This is a genomic window from Acetatifactor sp. (assembly GCF_982438285.1).
Window position 1 is genome coordinate 1 of sequence record NZ_CEWDFQ010000042.1, and the last position, 14,430, is coordinate 14,430.

At 48.4% G+C, this 14,430-nt stretch carries 18 protein-coding genes and 2 pseudogenes; 12 read left to right on the top strand and 8 right to left on the bottom strand.

Going from position 1 to position 14,430, the window contains the following annotated elements; genetic code table 11:
- The 3 genes from AC1WIP_RS03565 to AC1WIP_RS03575 all read left to right on the top strand — a co-directional run.
- The coding region (locus AC1WIP_RS03565; protein ID WP_481140521.1) for an alpha/beta hydrolase at positions 1 to 513 on the top strand (513 nt) is incomplete at its 5' end.
- Positions 514 to 1,222: 709 nt separating this feature from the next.
- A complete protein-coding gene (locus tag AC1WIP_RS03570) occupies positions 1,223 to 1,648 on the top strand; it encodes an MFS transporter (protein ID WP_481140522.1) in 426 nt (141 codons plus the stop codon).
- Between the two features lie 104 nt (positions 1,649 to 1,752).
- The gene (locus tag AC1WIP_RS03575) at positions 1,753 to 1,956 is read left to right on the top strand and encodes a hypothetical protein (RefSeq protein ID WP_481140523.1); all 204 of its coding nucleotides are present in this window, start codon (positions 1,753 to 1,755) and stop codon (positions 1,954 to 1,956) included.
- A gap of 511 nt (positions 1,957 to 2,467) precedes the next feature.
- Here the strand turns inward: AC1WIP_RS03575 and AC1WIP_RS03580 are convergent.
- Positions 2,468 to 3,136 carry a nitroreductase family protein gene (locus AC1WIP_RS03580; RefSeq protein WP_481140524.1) on the bottom strand — a complete coding sequence of 223 codons (669 nt, stop codon included), beginning with the start codon at positions 3,134 to 3,136 and terminating at the stop codon, positions 2,468 to 2,470.
- 142 nt (positions 3,137 to 3,278) lie between these two features.
- Here AC1WIP_RS03580 and AC1WIP_RS03585 point away from each other — a divergent pair.
- Positions 3,279 to 3,571: pseudogene (locus AC1WIP_RS03585) on the top strand (Y-family DNA polymerase); the annotation flags it as partial.
- Between the two features lie 142 nt (positions 3,572 to 3,713).
- Here AC1WIP_RS03585 and AC1WIP_RS03590 read toward each other — a convergent pair.
- From AC1WIP_RS03590 to AC1WIP_RS03600, 3 genes are read right to left on the bottom strand one after another with little or no spacing between them, the layout of a single operon-like run.
- Positions 3,714 to 4,886, bottom strand: coding sequence for an iron-containing alcohol dehydrogenase (locus AC1WIP_RS03590; RefSeq protein ID WP_481140525.1), 1,173 nt, complete (start codon positions 4,884 to 4,886; stop codon positions 3,714 to 3,716).
- A gap of 22 nt (positions 4,887 to 4,908) precedes the next feature.
- A complete protein-coding gene (locus AC1WIP_RS03595; RefSeq protein WP_481140526.1) occupies positions 4,909 to 5,523 on the bottom strand; it encodes a flavodoxin family protein in 615 nt (204 codons plus the stop codon).
- Positions 5,504 to 5,905, bottom strand: a complete 402-nt coding sequence (locus AC1WIP_RS03600) for a MerR family transcriptional regulator (protein WP_481140527.1) — start codon at positions 5,903 to 5,905, stop codon at positions 5,504 to 5,506. Before AC1WIP_RS03600 ends, AC1WIP_RS03595 begins: the two co-directional genes overlap by 20 nt.
- Positions 5,906 to 6,076: 171 nt before the next feature.
- Here AC1WIP_RS03600 and AC1WIP_RS03605 point away from each other — a divergent pair, with 171 nt between their 5' ends.
- The 3 genes and pseudogenes from AC1WIP_RS03605 to AC1WIP_RS03615 all read left to right on the top strand — a co-directional run bounded on the left by AC1WIP_RS03605 (position 6,077) and on the right by AC1WIP_RS03615 (position 6,771).
- Positions 6,077 to 6,253 (top strand): hypothetical protein, encoded by a 177-nt coding sequence (locus tag AC1WIP_RS03605; RefSeq protein WP_481140528.1) that lies wholly within the window; start codon positions 6,077 to 6,079, stop codon positions 6,251 to 6,253.
- A pseudogene (locus tag AC1WIP_RS03610) lies at positions 6,204 to 6,527 on the top strand (HAD-IC family P-type ATPase); the annotation flags it as partial. The gene AC1WIP_RS03605 and the pseudogene AC1WIP_RS03610, both read left to right, overlap by 50 nt.
- Positions 6,528 to 6,642: 115 nt before the next feature.
- Positions 6,643 to 6,771, top strand: a complete 129-nt coding sequence (locus AC1WIP_RS03615) for a hypothetical protein (protein WP_481140529.1) — start codon at positions 6,643 to 6,645, stop codon at positions 6,769 to 6,771.
- On the opposite strand, the gene AC1WIP_RS03620 is transcribed toward AC1WIP_RS03615, so the two are convergent.
- Together AC1WIP_RS03620 and AC1WIP_RS03625 are read right to left on the bottom strand one after the other, a co-directional pair.
- A complete protein-coding gene (locus AC1WIP_RS03620) occupies positions 6,761 to 7,858 on the bottom strand; it encodes an HD-GYP domain-containing protein (RefSeq protein ID WP_481140530.1) in 1,098 nt (365 codons plus the stop codon). The genes AC1WIP_RS03615 and AC1WIP_RS03620 overlap by 11 nt on opposite strands.
- 86 nt (positions 7,859 to 7,944) lie before the next feature.
- Positions 7,945 to 9,456, bottom strand: coding sequence for a spore germination protein (locus AC1WIP_RS03625; protein WP_481140531.1), 1,512 nt, complete (start codon positions 9,454 to 9,456; stop codon positions 7,945 to 7,947).
- Between the two features lie 58 nt (positions 9,457 to 9,514).
- Between AC1WIP_RS03625 and AC1WIP_RS03630 the strand changes: the two genes are divergently transcribed.
- From AC1WIP_RS03630 to AC1WIP_RS03645, 4 genes are read left to right on the top strand one after another with little or no spacing between them, the layout of a single operon-like run.
- Entirely contained in the window at positions 9,515 to 10,822 is a 1,308-nt protein-coding gene (locus tag AC1WIP_RS03630) for a DUF1576 domain-containing protein (RefSeq protein WP_481140532.1), read from the top strand.
- Entirely contained in the window at positions 10,819 to 11,178 is a 360-nt protein-coding gene (locus tag AC1WIP_RS03635) for a hypothetical protein (protein WP_481140533.1), read from the top strand. The genes AC1WIP_RS03630 and AC1WIP_RS03635 overlap by 4 nt, the downstream gene beginning before the upstream one ends.
- A complete protein-coding gene (locus AC1WIP_RS03640; RefSeq protein ID WP_481140534.1) occupies positions 11,175 to 11,984 on the top strand; it encodes a polysaccharide deacetylase family protein in 810 nt (269 codons plus the stop codon). The genes AC1WIP_RS03635 and AC1WIP_RS03640 overlap by 4 nt, the downstream gene beginning before the upstream one ends.
- A gap of 36 nt (positions 11,985 to 12,020) precedes the next feature.
- A complete protein-coding gene (locus tag AC1WIP_RS03645; protein ID WP_481140535.1) occupies positions 12,021 to 12,581 on the top strand; it encodes a TIGR01440 family protein in 561 nt (186 codons plus the stop codon).
- A 35-nt stretch (positions 12,582 to 12,616) separates the two neighbouring features.
- Here the strand turns inward: AC1WIP_RS03645 and AC1WIP_RS03650 are convergent, their stop codons facing one another.
- Together AC1WIP_RS03650 and AC1WIP_RS03655 are read right to left on the bottom strand one after the other, a co-directional pair.
- Positions 12,617 to 13,681 carry an undecaprenyldiphospho-muramoylpentapeptide beta-N-acetylglucosaminyltransferase gene (locus tag AC1WIP_RS03650; protein WP_481140536.1) on the bottom strand — a complete coding sequence of 355 codons (1,065 nt, stop codon included), beginning with the start codon at positions 13,679 to 13,681 and terminating at the stop codon, positions 12,617 to 12,619.
- An 18-nt stretch (positions 13,682 to 13,699) separates the two neighbouring features.
- Positions 13,700 to 13,936 carry a TIGR03905 family TSCPD domain-containing protein gene (locus AC1WIP_RS03655; protein WP_481140537.1) on the bottom strand — a complete coding sequence of 79 codons (237 nt, stop codon included), beginning with the start codon at positions 13,934 to 13,936 and terminating at the stop codon, positions 13,700 to 13,702.
- 232 nt (positions 13,937 to 14,168) lie between these two features.
- On the opposite strand from AC1WIP_RS03655, the gene AC1WIP_RS03660 reads away from it, so the two are divergent.
- Positions 14,169 to 14,430, top strand: a 262-nt coding sequence (locus tag AC1WIP_RS03660) for a hypothetical protein (RefSeq protein WP_481140538.1), incomplete at its 3' end; no start/stop codon positions are given.

Below are 14,430 nucleotides of genomic sequence, written 5' to 3' on the forward strand. Positions count from 1 at the left end.
AAATTGGATACAAAGCCGATGGATTATGCCGTTGCCGAAATTACAGACACGATTGCTTATTTTGAAAAGAATGCAGATAAATACAATGTGGATGTTACAAGATTTTCAGTTATCGGTCATAGTGCAGGCGGATTTTTAGCAGCAAAAGCGGCGATTGATTTGGACGCAAGAGGCTTTCAGTTGGAATCGCAAATTCTTCTCTGTCCGTGGACAACGGGGCTTCCCAAAACCGTAAGTTCAACACTTGCGCCTGCCTTTTTCAGCCTGGGCGGTGCTGACGCTATTTCGCAAGAATCATTGCAGTATCAAGAAGTATTAAAAGCTGCCGGCGTTCCTTATACTGTAAAAGAATACGAAGGCGGCGAGCATCCTTTTATACATTCACCTTATCCTGAATTTCAGAAAGGACTTTCAGCAGAAGAAAAAGCAGTATTTGCTAACGAAGAACAGTTTGCTTTATCTTACCAAGCGGAAAACGATATAAAAGAATGGCTTAACAGTCTTTGGGAGTAATATTACTGTACTTAGTATACAGTAACATAGACTTTGTATATCAAATAAGTCAGGTCTGTTTCCATGGTATTAAGAGAGCGTTTAACCGCTTTCCTGAATGAAAAGCAAAATATGTTACTTAATTTCATCTTGTATGAAAGTCAAAATACTTATAGAAAGAATCTGTTTTTATGGCTACACTTTTACTGCTCGTTATATACATCGCATTTATCGGGTTAGGAATCCCCGATTCGCTTTTTGGTACGGCATGGCCGGCGATTTATACCGAATTTGATCTACCCATATCCTTTGCAAGTTTTGTCACAGTCATTATTTCCTGCGGGACGATAGTTTCCAGTATGTTCAGTGCTAAGATTATCAACCGTTTCGGAACAAACAAAGTTTCTGCCTTCAGCACGGCATTGACCGCTGTTGCGTTGCTCGGTTTTTCCGTTTCGGGGAGTCTATGGCTTTTCTAATACAGCTTTGCATTGCGCTGCTTTTGGTCTTCACTTTACCGATCTGGAAAAAAGTTCACCCTCAAAAGGTCGAGGAAGAAAAGACTGTTAAAACGCTGACACTCAAAGAAATTGTTAAGATCCCTGGTGTCAAAACCATGTGTTGTCTATTTTTTACCACCTGTGCGATTGAATACACTTGTGGAAGTTGGGGGAGCACATTCCTTGTGGAATATAAACATATGGCGGCAGACTAAGCCGCTAAGATGGTTATGTTTTATTATATTGGAATGGCACTCGGACGGTTTCTGTCAGGAATCCTCGCTGCACGGTTAAACAGTTGGCAGATTATTAAAATCGGTCAGTATGTTTTAGGCGGAGCGCTCCTCCTTCTCCTGCTTCCACTCTCTCCGATTGTTTCAGCGGCTGGTCTCTTTTTGGTCGGACTTGGTAACGGCCCACTTTTCCCAAACTTTAACTACCTGACGCCTCAGAATTTCGGAGAAGATATTTCTCAGTCGGTTATGGGAACGCAAATGGCTTCTGCTTATGTCGGTATCATGCTCGCTCCAGCGCTTTGCGGAGTTTTGGGGCAGTTTATCAACATGAGTATTTTTCCCATATATCTTCTTGTGTTCTATCTGTTTATGATCGTTACAACAAGAAAGGTAACACGAGTCCTTAACACAGAAAAATAATATAAAAAGAAATCAGTTTCATGTTTTACGAAGAAATTTATCAGCAAGGAGCATCTTATTGTGACAGGGACGGAAAGCTGTAAAATGAAGCAGGCTTGTGAATTTTGGAAACGTTAGGCAGACATCAATCAGACCATGCCGGAGACAATGTGATCGACGGCAGTCAAAGCGAAATCGATTTTAACGATCATGTATATAATACCCGTTATATGGATTCGGCATTGGAGGCAATTCCGCCCTCAATTTATACAAATAACAATATCTGCGAGTTTTCGTATCGTTTATATGAAACCAATCAAAGAAGGTAGGTTTTAAGCGATATAAAAAGAGAATACAATAATCAATAAGAGCCGATAAGTATGCGGAATCTCTCTCATATTCAGCGGTTCTTTCTTTAAAACTAAATACAATAGTATTCCCCATACGCCGAAAAATATTTAAAAATTTCGAAAAAAACATTGACAAACTGGATAGACGGCTGAGAGCCGGACAATGCCTGTGGTATGCTAATAGAAAATACCACCGCTTCTGAAACTGCTTTGGATTGTCGGAAGTCAGAAAAGTGTAAAGGACAGTTTCGACTTTGAATTTCAAAGCCGGTTACATGAATGTGAAGCCACACCGCAAGGGTTAAGACTATCCTTTTGCGGGGAGTCGGTACGCATTTGTGTGCCGACTTTTTTTATGGGTCGGATAGACCCATAAAAAAAGAATACGGTGCAACCCATTTTACTGAGTTACACCGTACCCCTACATAAAAACTTCCTTATCTGGCGTTGGCAAAATGCGGCATCCGTTGTTTTTTACAAATATTCCGTTTTAAGCTTCCCAGCTGAAGTTCTCCGTTCCTGCACCGATTTCAAAATGATATTTTGCAATTCCCAAGTCTATTTTTGTATAAAACCCGATTCCGGCCTTTGCCGATACGGTGTTTCCTTTTAATGTGAAGGTAAATTTCTGCTGATTCATTGCTGTGGGCGCCAGCAAAGCAGCCTCTATCCCTTTTCGGAACCAATCAGGCGCCGGTGCATCAGTTTTCATCACCTGCTCCGGCTGCTTTACCTTGTGACCGCACCCTTGCGTTGTTCCATAGCCTGCTGCAATTACAAGGCAGAGCTTTTCTCCGCTGTCAATGTGAAAAGCAGTCTTAACCTTGCTGTAGGTCATGGCCACCCAGCAGGTATTCAGCCCAAGCTGCTGTGCCTTCAGGACTGCCTTTTCACCGTAATAACCGCATTTTTCCTCTAAGTCATGGGATTTTTTCCCGATCACGGCAATGTAATTTTTAACTCCGGAAAATTTTCCGTAATGGGCCATAAAGCCGTCAAACCCCTTGGGCTCGTCTAAAACAAGCTGCATATGAAGACCGCTTTCCTGATTGCACTGATCAATAAAGGATAAAAGCTGGTCCCGCGTATTTTTTTCGATTGCTCTCTCCTCATAAGAGCGCACCGAATGCCGCTTTTGAATTGCTTCTAATAATTCCATGTGAATTGAGTCCTCCTTTATCTTTACTTCTCGTGATCCCCGCGCCTGTCAGGCGCATTTTAATATTCTACCATATTATCTGCAGAATTGCAGATCCGTAAAGGAAATGGAGACGGATATTAAAATAGTAAATACTCTTTCCCGCCATTTTCTGTGGTCGCACCGCCCGCTGACTGATTTCTGGCGTGTGAGAAAGGGCTATGCAAAAAAGCTGGAGGAACACGGACTTTTTACCATGGGTGATATTGCACGCTGTTCAGAAGGAAAGGCTGGAGAATATTACAGCAAAGATCTTCTCTACGAGCTGTTCGGCGTCAACGCGGAAATCCACATCGACCACGCCTGGGCTGGGAGCCGTGCCCCATCGTCGACATTAAGGTATACAAGCCGGAAAACAAAAGCGTGGGCTCCGGCCAGATGCTGCAATGCTCCTATCCTTTATTTTGTGCCGGATCGGAAGAAATCCGGCGGAGCCTGCCATAGAATTCTGGATACCGAAGGCGAAGCTTTCACAGAAAAAGACTGATAAGCGGAAGCCCCTGTGACAGGGCGCGGCTTATCAGTCTTTATGTGCAGGCTATTCAAGACTTTGCGTAAGAATTGTTACGATCTCCTCTGTGGTCAGAACCTTGTAGCCGCCGTTCATAATCAGGGTGGACTGGGTGATGCCTTCGATCATATCCTCAGTAACCCCAAGCTCTTTCAGATTCATGGCAAGGCCAAGCTCACGCATCCAGCCCTCCATTGCGTCAAGTCCCTCCAGGGCGATCTGCTCATCGGATTTGTTTACAGTTTCCACGCCCCACACCTCTGCGGCAAAGCGTTTGAATTTCTGCAGGCCGTAAGGAAGGATGTGGCGGTAATAGGGAAGAGATACCGCAGACAAGGTCATGCCGTGGGTGGCGTCGGTGTAGGCGCCTACTGCCTGGCCTAACATGTGGACCATCCAGTCCGTGGTCTTTCCCTTGGCAATCAGGGTGTTCAGCGCCCAGGTGGCAGTCCACATGATATTGGAGCGCGCCTCATAGTCCTGGGGATTTTTCAGGGCGATTCTGGAGGAATGGATGAGAGATTTCATCAGTCCCTCCGCAATGTAGTCGCTGGTATTGTCGTCCTCCCCTGAAAAATACTGCTCGCAGATGTGGCTGAAAATATCATAAATGCCTGCAACCATCTGTCTTTCCGGGAGAGTATAGGTAAATTTGGGATTCAGAATGGAAAATCTGGGCATTACGTTCTCATCGGCAAATACATGGCCGATCTTCTGCTTGGTGGCGTGATTGGTGATAACAGAGCCAGCGTTCATCTCGGAACCCGTTCCCACCATGGTAAGAACACATCCCACAGGCACCAATTCGCAGGAAGGCTCTTCAAATTTTACATAATACTTTTCCCAAGGGTCCTCGCTGCAGTTTACGGATACGGAAACCGCCTTGGCGTAATCGCAGCAGGAGCCGCCGCCTACAGCAAGCAGCAGATCCACATGGTTTTTGCGGGCGATTTCAACGCCCTCGTAAAGCTTTTCTACCGTAGGATTGGGCATTACGCCGCCATCCTCAAAGATTTCCTTGCCGTTGGCCTTTAAAATTTCCACAACCTTGTCATAGATTCCGTTTTTCTTGATGGAGCCGCCTCCGTAAATCAGCTGCACATTTTTGCCGTATTTTGGCAGTTCCGTGTTTAAACAATTTAAGGAATCCTCCCCAAAATAAAGCTTTGTCTTGTTTGCAAATTCAAAATTTCCTAACATAAATAACCTCTTTTCTGTAAAATTAAATAAAATTGGTCATAATCTGCGCTTCCTTCTCCGGAAGTCCATAGGCTTCCTTTCCCAGGGCGATGCTCTTTATGAGGAAGGACATATTCCTGGCCAGGGTGCGCATGGTCTGAAGCCCCTCGGCGTCTTTTTCGGCTTCCCCCTGCCCCCGTCCGTGGACGCTGTTCCAATACTGGCTGGAAGCGATGGGCATTCCACAAATCGTAAAATACTTGTTTAATTCATCAAAGGTGGCAGAGCACCCTCCTCTTCTGGCTACGGCAACGCTGGCGCCCACCTTCATGCTCTTGTCAAAGGAGGTGCTATAAAACAGACGATCCAGGCAGGCGATCAGGGTGGCGTTTGCAGAAGCATAATAGACGGGGCTTGCAATTACAAGTCCGTCGGCCTCTTCAAATTTTGGCGCAAGCTGATTTACCGCATCGTCAAACACACAGCGGCCGTTGTCCTTGCAGAAATTGCAGGCGATGCAGCCTCTGATACTTTTGTTTCCCACCTGCACGGTTTCTGCCTCTATTCCCTCTTTTGCAAAAATCTGTTCCATTTCCCGTAAGGCAATGGCGGTATTTCCGTCCTTGCGAGGGCTTCCGTTAAGCATCAATACTTTCATGATCTGATTCCTCCCAACTTAAAATTCCGGTTTCCATGGCAATTTCATATCTGGATACTTTGTACTGCAGCTTGTGAATTGCCGCCTCCAGCTGCTGCCTTTTTTCGAGTAAATGCTCCAGCTCATCCCTAAGCAGGCCAAGCCTTGCAGGAATGGTTTCATCCCCCTGCTGAAAAAGCGCCACATACTCAATGATGGATTCTATGGGCAGCCCGGCATTTCTCATACAGATGGCATTTTCAATCCAGCCGCAGTCTGAGGGCCCGTAATCCCTTATGCCTCCTGCAGTGCGTCCAACCTGGGGAATTACCCCCACCCTTTCGTAATAGCGCAGAGTGTCCTGGGAAATGTGGTATTTCTCACAGGCTTCCTTAATGGTCAAAGCATCACCTCCTCGTGCATTATTTCATTATACAACCTGGAGCTTACTCAAAGTCAATACTCTTTCTAAAATATATTCTTGTCTTTTTGGACAAATGAATAAAATTGTCCCTGTCTGTAACGGCTTATATGAGGTATCCTATAAAAAAGAAGATAAAAGGGGGCATATGGAATGCCAAGGGATATCAATCGAATTCTTATAGAAGCGGCTGTGAAAAAAGCGTTGAAGGATATGGAGGAGTCGCCCAAAAGAGCTGCCAGAAATCTGGTGGATCTGGGGGCGGATTTTTCGGGCGGGAGCCATAACAGGCGCAGAGCTGGATCGGATGACGGATTCCCAGCTGGATGATCAGGTAGAGCAGATCAGTGTCTATGCCCGGGTGTCTCCGGAAAATAAGATACATATTGTGAAGGCTTGGCAGAGAAAGAACCAGGTGGTATCCATGACTGGAGACGGCGTAAACGACGTGCCTGCGCTGAAAGCGGCCGATATCGGCTGCGCTATGGGCATCACGGGAACCGACGTGGCCAAGGGCGCAGCGGACATGACGCTGACCGATGACAATTTTGCCACCATTGTGGATGTGGTGCGGGAGGGCAGAGGAATTTACGCCAACATAAAAAGGTGGTGGGATTTCTGTTGGGCATGGAGACTGTGGAGGCAAATGTGATGGAAAAGAAGCCAAAGCCCAAGGATGAGGGTATTTTTTCCAATGGACTTGGGGTCAGGGTGGGTTTATGCCTGTGAACATAGCCTTTGGACTGGAGACGTTAAGCTGGCAGCTTTATCTGGCAGGCCTTTGCCTTTCCCTTGTGCCCTTTGTTGTCATGGAGATTTCCAAGGCTCTGGCACGGGTTATTCGATGATAACGCTGGCACAGTGGATGTCCTCGGACAGATCATAGACTCTGCCCGTTTTCAAACCGATCACCTTGGGGCGAAGAGGGTAACCGGGAGTGTTTTTCACCACCCGGGCCCGCTCCCCGTTGTTTAAGCTTACGGTGCTCCCCACAGGGTAAAGAATTACGCTGCCCAAAAAGCTGCGCATGGCAGATACGTCAAGATCATCTGTCATGGCCATGATCATTTCCACTGCGTCCCGCTGGGAAAAAGCCTTTTTATAGGGCCGTTCCGTCACCAGCGCATCGTAAATGTCCGTGATGGAAATGATTTTGGAATAGCTGTTGATCTGATCTCCCTTGATTCCGAAGGGATAGCCCTTTCCGCTTATCTTTTCATGATGCTGTAAAACAGCCAGCTTCACTGCCCGGGGAATATCCTTTTTTTCCTTTAAGAGCTGATATCCCCAAAAAGGATGTTTTTTCATGATGGAAAATTCTTCATCACTAAGCCGTCCGGTTTTGTTTAACAGCTCCGGCGGGATTTTGGATTTGCCGATATCGTGAAGGAGCCCCGCAAGGCCAAGCTCCCGGATTTCCCTGGAGGACATGCCTGCCTTTCTTGCAACGATCATTCCCATGGCGGCAACGTCCACGCTGTGCCGGAAGGTATATTCATCACTGACCTTTAGGATGCTGATATCCATGGCAATGGCGTCGTTTTCCTCGATTGCCTTAAGCAGACTGTCGGAAATATCATTTGCGGCCTCTGCAAAATGCTGGGAAGAGGTATTGGCATATAAAAACTGGATGCCCTGGCACACATGCTTTTTGACGCTCTCGGAAAGCTGTAATCTGGAACGGTCAGGCACCGTCTGCTTTTCGATGGCTTCTATCACCTTTGGAGGAATTAAAATGGATTCCTCCTCGGGGTCCTCTTCTCCCTCCCGTATGTATACCCCAGAAACGGAGAGCCGCTGCAAGGCTTCTATCAAAAAGGGATCCAGGGCAGTTTTGCGCGCAATGAGAATGCGGCCTGCCCGGTCTATGATGGACTGATCGATGATCATGCCGTCCTTTAGCAATCTTGTGCTGATATATCGTCGGCGAATCATGCAGACTCCCCCTTTCCTGCAGTATTATTATAAAATAATAGCTTATCTGAAAGGGGAATTCAATAAGAAAAAAGGAGCAGAGGTTTCTAGTGTACTTTGCCCCGGTCCCAGACCTGGCAGGGCTGGGCTTTGGCGGTGGGGCTGCGAAACAGCAGCTTTTTCAGGGCGGGGCCGTTAAAGGGAAACAGAGGCCAGAAATAGCTCATGCCGCCGAAGGTGGGAGTGGCAGCGATAGAAAATGACACAAGTATCACACTGATGAAGAAGCCCCATATTCCAAACAGGGCAGTGGAAATAATCAGGAAAAGCCTGTAAATGCGCAGCGCATCGCTGAATTCCATGCTGGAGAGGGAGAGGGAGGCAAGCAGGGTAACGGCAGCGTAAAAGAGTACCTCTGTGGAGGCCCAGTTTAAACTGACAGCAATGTCACCTATGATCAGACCGCCCACAATGGACAAGGAGCCGGAAAATCTGCTGGAGGTGACGGATGCAGAGTATTTGAAAAGGTCCAAAATGAATTCCACGGCGAGCACATAGATGATCAGCTCCAGAGCAGAAGGACTTTCTGTGGATAAAATCCGAAGGCGCTCTGCGGTTTGTGGAAAATAAGCCGTTATCAAAAGAAATACGGGCATCAAAAGAAGGCTTACAGGAATACAGACAAAGCGCACCAGCCTGAAATAGGTGCCCACCAGGGGGCTTTTGTAATAATCCTCCGCACTTTGTGTAAACTGAAAGATCGTACAGGGAAGAATGAGCACCAGGGGAGAGTTGTCCACAAGAATCAGAATATGTCCCTCCTCAAGATAGCTGCAGGCGATATCGGGCCGTTCCGTAACCTGAATGCTGGGGAGGGGGTTCCACCAGCGCTTTTTTACAAGCAGCTCCTCTAAGCTTTTTGCGCCCATGGTCAGAGAGGTAACCTTTAGGGAATCTATGGATTTTGACAGGGTTTCCAGCAGATTTTCATTTACGCTGCAGCGCAGATAGGCCACCGCTACATCGGTTCTGCTTTCGCTTCCCACACTGTGCATGGCAAAGCAAAGATGGGGGGACCGGACTCTGCGGCGTATGAGGTTTGCGTTGAAAAGCAAGGTTTCCACAAAGCCGTCTCTGGCTCCTCTTGTGACCTTTTCGGCGTCTGGCTCAGCAATCCCTCTTGTGGGGTAGGAGCGTACATCGATTAATATTGCCTGGTCAAAGCCGTCAATGAACAGCGCACAGGGACCGCTGAGCACATTTTTCAGGATATCCTCCCAAGTGCCTGTCAGGGAAACCTGTGCATAGCCGATTTTGGCGTTCATATAGCGGACAATGTCCTCCACCTGACTATCCCTGGTATACCAGGGATTCTGCAGATCGGCAAAAATCTGCTGGAGAATCTCTGTGCGGCAAAAGCCGTTGATTCCCAAAAAATAGCTTTTGGTTTCTCCTAAAAAAAGCTCTCTTGTGATGAGATCGAAGCTTGTGCCCACAGGGAGCAGCTCTTTAATCTGTTTTATGTTTTCCGTGAGATTTTTGGATAGCGTTTTGGTCATAATGGTAAAGGCCTTTCTGAAGAATTGGGAGCCGCCTGTGAAAGCAGGCGCTCTGTTCATAATTTTTCCAAAAGGACAGCATTTATTCTCAGTTTTTGCTTTTCCTGCAGGCGGGCTCATGATAAAATGGATGAAGGAGAAGGGAAACAGGAAAGGGTATGGTAAGGGATTGAGTGGAAATGAGTTGAAGCGGTTTAGCATTTTTTCCGCTCTGGCGTTGTTTGCAGCAGCGTTTATCTGCGACAGCCCGGAGAATATTTTGCGGGGATTATGGTACATTGTGGTATCCAGGGACGCCCTGATCACCGACTATTTTGTGCTGGGAGGCCAGGGAGCCGCATTCTGCAACGCAGCCCTTGTGATGCTTTTGTGCATTTTTCTTGTAATCCGGTCAAAGATACCTTTTACAGGTCCCACCATGGCGGCCCTTTTTATCAACGCGGGATACGCTCTCTGGGGAAAAAATCCGGTGAATATTCTTCCCATTTTATTTGGCACATGGCTGTATGCAAAGCTGCACCGCGTTCATTTTGGCAGATACATCTACACTGCGCTGTTTGGAACCGGACTTGCGCCTTTTGTGACGGAGATCGTGTATCTGATGCCTTTTTCTCTGCCTGTGGATATGGCGCTGGCAGCTGCGGCGGGAATTGTGATCGGATTTTTGCTGCCTCCCCTGTCCGCCCATACTGCTTCCATGCACATGGGCTACAGTCTGTTTAATGTGGGATTTTCCGCAGGACTTCTGGCCTTTGTGATGGTCTGCGTCCTGGAGGCTTTGGGTATGAAAAGCGAAACGGTGCTTTTGTGGCGGACGGGAAGGCCCATGCCTCTTGTGATGGGGCTTTTTGTATATTTTCTTGCAGCCTTTCTTTATGGGCTGTATCTGGAGAAGGGAAGGCTTAAAAATTTTCTTGGGATTTTCAGGCATCCTGGGCGGGCTGTGGCGGATTTTGTGCTGATGGAGGGACCGGGAGCCGCGCTGATGAACATGGCGGTGATAGGAGCCCTGTGTGTTTCCTACATTTTTCTGGTGGGAGGAGATTTTTCCGGCCCGGTGACAGGGGCTGTGTGGATGGCCTTTGGGTTTGCCGCTTTCGGCGCCCACGCCAAAAACTTTCTTCCCGTGCTGGCTGGCGTGTATATTTTTAATCTGGCAAGCAGATATGAGCACGGAACGCCGGGCATTCAGCTGGCCGCTTTGTTTGGGGTAGGGCTTTCGCCCATAGCCGGACAATTCGGCGCTTTGGCGGGCGTGGCAGCGGGGATGCTGCATTCGGCTATTGTCATGTGCACAGCGGAGATGTACGGAGGGCTGAATTTGTACAACAACGGGTTCAGTGCCGGGATTGTAGCCATTTTTTTGGTGCCTGTGCTGGAAAGCTTTGAGAGACACCGGGAGATGCGAAGGGAGAAGGGAAAATGATACAGGGGGAGAGAAAGCTGGCCAGAATCATCGAGGCCCTGACCATGTTTTTTTTCGGCCTGGGGGCGGACCACATACAGTCGGATATTGCGCTTTCTGACGACCAGGCGGTGCTCCGTTTTAGAGCCAATTACCAAAAAGAGTACAGACAACAGCTCTGTCGTCTGGAGGAATGCTTCAACGAGCCAAAAAACCGGGGAATTGAAGACTTTTACTGGGAAATGGCGGGAAGCGGAGACCCGGGTGAGGACAGTCAGCTGCTTTTGGTGGGAATGATGATTGACAAGGCGGAAATTACTGTGGAGGAAGAGGAGGTATCCTTGATCCTCTACAAGAATATGGGAGATGACGTATGAGATTTGTGTATCCACAGGGAAAGAGGAAGGCGCTGACCTTCAGCTACGACGACGGACAGGTGTTTGACAAACGCCTCATTGAAATTTTGAATGCCCACGGCATGAAAGGAACCTTTCACTTAAACTCAGGAAATTTGGGATTGAAAAGAGGAAGGGATCGTTATGTGGAGGCCGGAGAGCTGAAACAAATCTATGCGGGACATGAGGTGGCATGCCACGGAGTGCAGCACCGAAGTCTGCCGGGACTTACCAGACAGCAGGCGGTTTTGGAAATACAAGAGGACAGAAAAACCCTGGAGCAGCTGACGGGAGGACTGGTACAGGGGATGTCCTATGCCTTCGGAAATTACGACGAAACCACAAAGGAGATTGCGGAATCTCTGGGCATTTTGTATTCCAGAACCGTGGAGGATACCTGTAAATTTTTCCCGCCTGCAGATTTCTTGGAATGGCATCCCACCTGCCACCACAATAACAGCCTGCTTGAGCTGGGAGATCAGTTTCTGGATGTGCCGGGGTTTTATGAGCTGCCTGTAATGTATGTGTGGGGACACAGCTTTGAGTTTGGCTGGTCCGATGACTGGGGGCTTTTGGAGGCATTTACGGACAAAATGGCCGGAAAGGACGATATCTGGTATGCTTCCAATCTGGATATCTGCCGGTATATCCGGGCGGTGCGCTCCCAGGAATTTTCGGCGGACGGACTTACCGTCCATAACCCCACGGCGGTGTGCGTCTGGATGAGCACAGGGGACGGTCTGGTGCAGATAAAGCCGGGGGAAACCAGATTCATCGGAGAGCATTGAAGATATACAGAGCCACAGGGCGGAAAGGTAAAAGCTATGACAGAGGAAATGACAATTATCAGCATGGAGGCTTACAGGGCGGCAAAAGAGGTGCTGGAGGCAGCGAAGCTCGAGGCGGGAGCGCTTTTTGTGGTGGGCTGTTCCACAAGCGAGGTGGGCGGCGCAGGAATCGGAACCTTTTCCAGCCCGGAGCTGGCCGAAGCGGTGTTTGGAGGAATTTACCAGGCGGCCCAGGAGGCGTCCGTGTATCTTGCGGCCCAGTGCTGTGAGCATTTAAACAGGGCGCTGATCTTGGAAAAGGAGGCTGCGGACCGATACGGCTATGAGATTGTAAACGTGGTGCCCCAGCCAAAGGCGGGGGGCTCCTTTGCCACGGCGGCCTATAAGGCATTTGAGCATCCGGCGGCGGTGGAGCATATCAAGGCCCATGCGGGCATGGACATCGGGGATACGCTGATTGGCATGCACTTAAAGGATGTGGCAGTGCCCCTTCGGATCCGCACAAAACAGATCGGCGACGCCCATGTGGTCTGTGCCCGCACCCGGCCTAAATATATCGGAGGAGGCCGGGCGGCCTACGACGAGGGACTTTTATAAAGCAGCTTTTGCTGGAAAAGAAAAAGAGGGTGCCGTCAGGAAGCGGCATCCTCTATTAATTTCATAATGGTGGCGATGGAATCCATCTGCCCGCTGCGGCTCATGGCCTCCCTGTAGCTTTGCCTGGTGAAAAATAATTCATGAACCTTATCCACCAAAAGGGAGGTGGTCAGATCGTCCTCATCAATCACAATGGAAAAGCCCTGGGATTCAAAGGAACGGGCATTCAACAGCTGGTCTCCTCTGCTGGAGGAGGAGGGAAGGGGGATGAGGATGTTGGGCTTTTTCAGGGCCAAAAGCTCACAGATGGCATTGGCTCCTGCCCGTGAGATCACCACATCCGCCATGGCAAACAAATCCTTCAGCTCTGCCTTTACGTACTCAAACTGCTTGTAGCCTGCGGTGTTTAACAAAAGATTATCCACCTTATCCTTGCCGCAGATATGCACTACCTGGAAATCCTCCAAAAGCTGGGGAAGGGCCTCTCTGACGGCTTTGTTCACGCTGGCTGCGCCCAGGCTTCCTCCGATTACCATGATCACGGGCTTGTTTGCGGTAAAGCCGCACATATCAAGTCCTGAGAGTTTGTTTCCCTGGGCAAGCTCTGCCCGGATGGGGGAGCCTGTGAGAACTGCCTTGTCGGGAGGCAGCATTTGCAGCGTTTCGGGAAAGTTGCAGCAGACCTTTTGAGCCACAGGAATGCAAAGCTTGTTTGCCAGTCCCGGGGTCATGTCGGATTCATGGATAATACAGGGGATTTTCAGAGAAGCCGCAGCGCGGACCACGGGGACGCTCACAAAGCCTCCCTTGGAAAACACTACATTTGGATGAAATTCCTTTAAATAGCTTCTGGCCTCGGAAAAGCCCTTTATCACCCGAAAGGGGTCTGTGAAATTTTTGGGGTCTAAATACCGCCTGAATTTTCCGGTGGAAATTCCCTTATAGGGAATGTCGAAATCACTGATCAGTTTTTTTTCGATACCGTCATAGGAGCCCATGTACGCTATCTCGTAGCCGGCCTCCTTAAGAGAAGGCAGTAAAGCGATATTTGGCGTGACATGTCCTGCAGTGCCGCCGCCTGTCAATACAATTCTCTTCATGCTGGAATCCTTTCTGCGTTAAATCATAGTTTCCAGCGCGCGGGCCAGCTGATCCGGACAGGAGGTGGGTTTAAATCCACAGCGAATGCCCTTTAATCTGCTTATGGCTTCCCGGGGAGTCATCCCCTTGACAAGTGCGCTGATGCCTTGCAGATTGCCGTTGCAGCCTCCGGTGAATTTCACGGAATCGATCACACCGTCCTTTAATTCAATCTCAATGGAGGTGGAGCATGTGCCATGTGTCTGATATCTCATATCCTTATCAATCCTTTCAGAAAACCCATTACTATAAAATCGTATTATAGCAGATTTGGGAAAATTACGCAATGATTACATGATTTCGCGGCCGTTGTTGCTTTTTGTCCCTTTTTGTAAGAAAAATACGATGAATTATTTCCCAAATCAGGTTATAAATGGATTATACTTTTAGTATGGCAGACGTTCCTTGCAGACAGCAGTGCGTCGCGCCAGGGAAAGGAGTTTTGTCATGTTTCGTATTTTTCAGGAAGAAAGGGTGATCACTGCCTGCATGCTGTCGTTTTTTGCAGTCAGCATTCTTGTGAGATTATTTTTGGGATGGATTTACCGCAGCATGATCCGGGAGGCGGACAATATGGCGGCCACAGAAAATAAGCTGCTTAAGCAGTGCAAGCTGAAATTTGCCAACTGCTATGAGATGAACAACGGAGTGGCCAATATTCCCGGTTTTGTGGACAAGTTTTTAAACAGGCTTTCCTTCGGTCCCATAT